3 protein-coding genes and 1 pseudogene are annotated in these 3,937 nt (G+C 56.8%); 1 reads left to right on the top strand and 3 read right to left on the bottom strand.

What is annotated here, in order from left to right:
- Positions 1 to 207 precede the first annotated feature (207 nt).
- Positions 208 to 1,494: an ATP-grasp domain-containing protein gene (locus NKJ06_RS34770; RefSeq protein ID WP_352812442.1), complete on the bottom strand. Its 1,287-nt coding sequence runs from the start codon at positions 1,492 to 1,494 to the stop codon at positions 208 to 210.
- 102 nt (positions 1,495 to 1,596) lie between these two features.
- Here NKJ06_RS34770 and NKJ06_RS34765 point away from each other — a divergent pair, with 102 nt between their 5' ends.
- Positions 1,597 to 1,893 (top strand): hypothetical protein, encoded by a 297-nt coding sequence (locus NKJ06_RS34765; RefSeq protein WP_352812441.1) that lies wholly within the window; start codon positions 1,597 to 1,599, stop codon positions 1,891 to 1,893.
- 78 nt (positions 1,894 to 1,971) lie between these two features.
- Here NKJ06_RS34765 and panD read toward each other — a convergent pair whose 3' ends face one another.
- A complete protein-coding gene (gene panD, locus NKJ06_RS34760) occupies positions 1,972 to 2,427 on the bottom strand; it encodes an aspartate 1-decarboxylase (protein WP_352812439.1) in 456 nt (151 codons plus the stop codon).
- Positions 2,428 to 3,668: 1,241 nt separating this feature from the next.
- Positions 3,669 to 3,830, bottom strand: a pseudogene (locus tag NKJ06_RS34755) (IS6 family transposase); the annotation flags it as partial.
- Positions 3,831 to 3,937: the final 107 nt, after the last annotated feature.

The following is a 3,937-nucleotide window of genomic DNA, read 5'->3' as shown; positions in this document are numbered from 1 at the left end:
ACCCTCGGGAAGAGCCGGGTGCGGGAAATCCGCCCGCCCGGATCTGTGAGGGCGAAAGCCGAATGGCTGAGCTACTCGACCACGACCAACTCTTTTAAGAGCTCGATCATGCATTCGGTTCTGCTTCGACTTCACGCGTATAGCTCGAGTGTGCTGCGCACAATGCCTCAGGCCCAAGTCTGCTGATTGGGTTCCTTTCGTCGACTATCACCGGTTATCTGCCCCCAAGGGTCCGGGAAGGTGAGGGGCCGCAGATTGTTCCTGTTCGCCAAGGGCCGGAAATGGCGTGATCGACCAATCGATTAATTCGACGGCGCGTTGAAGTATCGCCTCGGTCTGAGCAAGGCTGGGTGAGACGGCGATGACATGTCCGATCCAGTCTCGGTAATCGCCTTTCCTGACAATCGGCGTCTTAGGCTCAACATACAATTTAACTTCAGCGATACCTGGTACTGCAGTCGCCCGACTGTCGCCATCGATCCAACGGAGGGTACCGTCGCGATCAGGGACTAGGAACCGCGCGGCCGCAGTCTGGGAATGCCTTCTGCGCAAATCCAATTCCTCGCCGATGACAAGCTTGATGTGCTCGGTGATGAGGTCAATACCGCAAGCAAGTTGGACCAGTTGAGGCTCGAGAGCGCCAGCAAGACGAGGATTGATTTCGATGACGACTGGGCCACGCTTGGTCCACCTGAGTTCGATATTCGTTGGCCCCCAGCCAAGGCCGACAGCTTGCAGGCAACTCAGCGAAACATCAACAATACGCTGATGACCGTCATCCGTCAGCGGGGCCGGAAAGGTCGTCTCATGGAAAACGAAATGCGGTGAGGAGCCGAAGTCAACGGCGACAATCCCAATAACCTCATCTCCCATTATCTCGACGCTATAAAAGGGGCCTTGTGCGAATTCTTCGATCAATATCCTCGGGGAGGACGGCCAAATGTGGTTTCCGCCCAACAGATAGGTCGCATGGTCGGCCAACTCATCGACGTTGTTGCACAAACGGACACCGATGCTACCGCTGCCTGCCGCTGGCTTAACAATGACCGGCAGGCCGATCTCCGCAGCAGAGCTTTCTACTTCTGTCGCATTTGCGGCCAAGCGATAAGCAGGTACTGGAACACCGGCGTCCACGAGAAGCTGACGTTGAGTGAATTTGTCGCCGCATCGTTCAACGGATGCGGGATTCGGTCCCGGTAGATCGAAATGCCGGCAGAGCTTGGCAACTGCCAAATAGACCGACTCGTCAATGCCTGAGAAGCCAGTGATGCCAGCAATATCATAGGTGTTGCGCAGCCGCGAACATTCGCGGATTAGCGCATCGAGATTGGCTGTATCGACACGGATTGCCTCCCCCCTTTTCGCCGCAAGATAGTCGTAGTGAGATGGATCGGCCGACAGGGTAATTGGATGAAGACCAAGACCCTGGGCCGCTTGGACGTATTGCAGACCACTTGCATGGCCTTCAACCAGGATGAGGACTCTTCTTGCCATTGGGTGTTAACTCCGATGTTGCGTACTGTGCGGGCGGCTTAAGCATAAGCCGGCATCAACTCTTTCAGTCGTGCCTGACCTCACACCTTGTGGTGTACCATTGTGAGCGGATCGGCCGGTCGCCTTGGGAAAGCCATAGAAGGGTTGACCGATCCCAATTGCGTCGCCATCTCTGCGCTGGTATATGGTGACCTGCTTCGGATCTCCTTTCCTCATGCACATTCTGACAGTCTCGCAAGCGCTGGAGCCCATAACCGCTGGCTGACGGCGCAGAAGTTCGGTCATTCGGCGCAGCAGGACGTCTTCGAGGATCAGGTCGATGCCGTCACCGATGCGCAGCGCCGATTGGGCTCGATGGACCGGCTTGCCGAACAGGTGCCGAGACTTGGGCGATCGTAACAGTGCCGGCGCCTATCCGCGGACTAGACGGAAGGGTACGCCACTGGCCATCACCGCCTGGTCCGACCCGGTGAGCTATCATCCATCGGCCCGACTGGGGATATTTAGAGCGTTGGCGCCAGGAGAGCCCTCGCGAATCGCGAACGTCATAGTTCCATCATCGTTGATCCCGCCATCATAGAACATGCGGTCGCGGACGGAATTGTCACGGTGGAACGTCAGCACTCGCGGCTTGATCGTTACGATCTGATGCTCCTCAATGTATGCGGAGGAGCAAACGATGATCTCATCCCCGACTTGGCAGGTGCGAGCAGCGGCTCCGTTCAGTACACAGCAACGAGAACCCCTCTCACCGTAAATGACGTACGTGCTGATTCGCGCGCCTGAAGTCTTATTCCAGATCTCAACGAATTCCAGTGGAAGAATACCCACCTCGTTGCAATGCTCTGGGTCCAGAGTTATTGAGCCGTGGTAGTTCAAATCCGCGTCGGTCACAGTGATACCATGAAGCTTGGCGGCAACGAATTTTCTCATCTACAGGTTTCCTCTTCGGGTATGGATCACTGCGCTAACGGCGACTGCAGTGTCTCGGTCCCCACAGGACGGGGATTGATCGATGTGCTGCGTGGCTTTCAGAAGGATCGATAATCACGATGGAGATCGCGGTCACCTTGCTCCAGCTAGACGAGACGCTTAGGCGCAAGGTGGTCCGTTATGAGTCGGAGGCATTGCCGGTTTACCGATGCGCTCTTCCAGCAGAATAACACCCGACACAGATATGACATGTTCCTTCCTTCAATTGATTGCGATGTCAGCCACGACATGAATGCCCGTCGACAGCTTCCGCCGCCTCGCAACCAGTGTCGCAAACCTCGTGCCAATTGGGCTGATGGGGCCATGGAGAGAATTTTGTGTTCGCATTTCAGCTGTTTAGCCTCGAGTCAAACCAGAGATTGATTCCGCAAGCTTGTGTCGGGGACCCGACAGAGCGACGTGAGGTGTCGGATCGTGTTACTGGAGACGCCATTGGTGACTTCGAAGACCGGAAGAAGTTGCGTGCCAGGCAGCAAGCCAGCAAATCGCGCGCGTCATCGTTCGCATCCGCGCCGGCCGCATCGATCAGACCTCGATCTTCTTGAAACAATCCAATTTTGCGAAACTCCTTCAAGCGCTTGCCAGGCGGGTTATGCACAAAGACGTCACCCTGAACCACCCAGCCGTTATCCTTGGTGGCCCGACGAATGAGGCGTCACGCTAAGTGCGTCTCGTGCGCGATGTAGTTGTTGGATCGTCGTCAGCGTATCCTGCCAGGGTCGGTAGGTCGGATGGTCCCGTGATAGGCCTCCAAGAACCAAGCCATGGACGGGGCGCTGCGGAGCGTTGGAGATCGGGTGCTTCGGCCATGCCTGAGTGGCAGCGCTGGACAAAGCTTGACTGGTGATAGGCGGTTGCGATGGCGTGCGCCAGCGGTCTGACCCTCCACCATGTCCGCGCACTTCCCCGCTCGCATCCACAAGGCGCTCGACCGCCTCGGGGTGCCTGGATCGGACAGAACGGGGAGACTAATCGCCATGGACAGACGGCTCGGCCGATTGGATGCCGGCCCGCAGAGAAAGTTCTCTTATGTACGCTCGACCAGAAGATCTCTGTGGGCGCGCCACTATGGTCGCGCCAGCAAAACAGTCTCATCCTTCACCGTCTTGATGACGATATAGGTCTATAGGGTGATGTCACGTTATCTGACTCTGACCGCGCTGAGGTCTGTATGGCGGATGTCAGTTGCCCACGGTGACGACTTTCCACTCTGCTATGGCTTGCAGGCGGTGAAGATGGACCTGAATGGCGGAGCGTTTCGTACGGGGCGGGATGAAGAGGTTTCGGACGGCGGAAAAGATCGAGACGAAGCGCTGCAGACTTCCCGGTGATCGGAAGCCTTGCTGTCAATCGGCCCGCAATTGGGACCCTGGATCGGCTCGCAAAAGGGGGTCTGACTCACATTTGATGATTTTGCATGGCGGCGTGGTGCTGTTTTCTGAGGGGAATC

Origin of the sequence: Mesorhizobium sp. M0293 (genome assembly GCF_040321735.1) — a bacterium.
In the GTDB taxonomy this organism is placed as follows: Bacteria; Pseudomonadota; Alphaproteobacteria; order Rhizobiales; family Rhizobiaceae; genus Mesorhizobium.
This window is presented reverse-complemented; position numbering and strand designations above follow the sequence as displayed.

Excerpts from the sequence above, each read along its gene's own strand:
- NKJ06_RS34770 (WP_352812442.1), bottom strand. The coding sequence starts at position 1,494 with ATGGCAAGAAGAGTCCTCATCCTGGTTGAAGGCCATGCAAGTGGTCTG.
- panD (WP_352812439.1), bottom strand. The coding sequence starts at position 2,427 with ATGAGAAAATTCGTTGCCGCCAAGCTTCATGGTATCACTGTGACCGAC.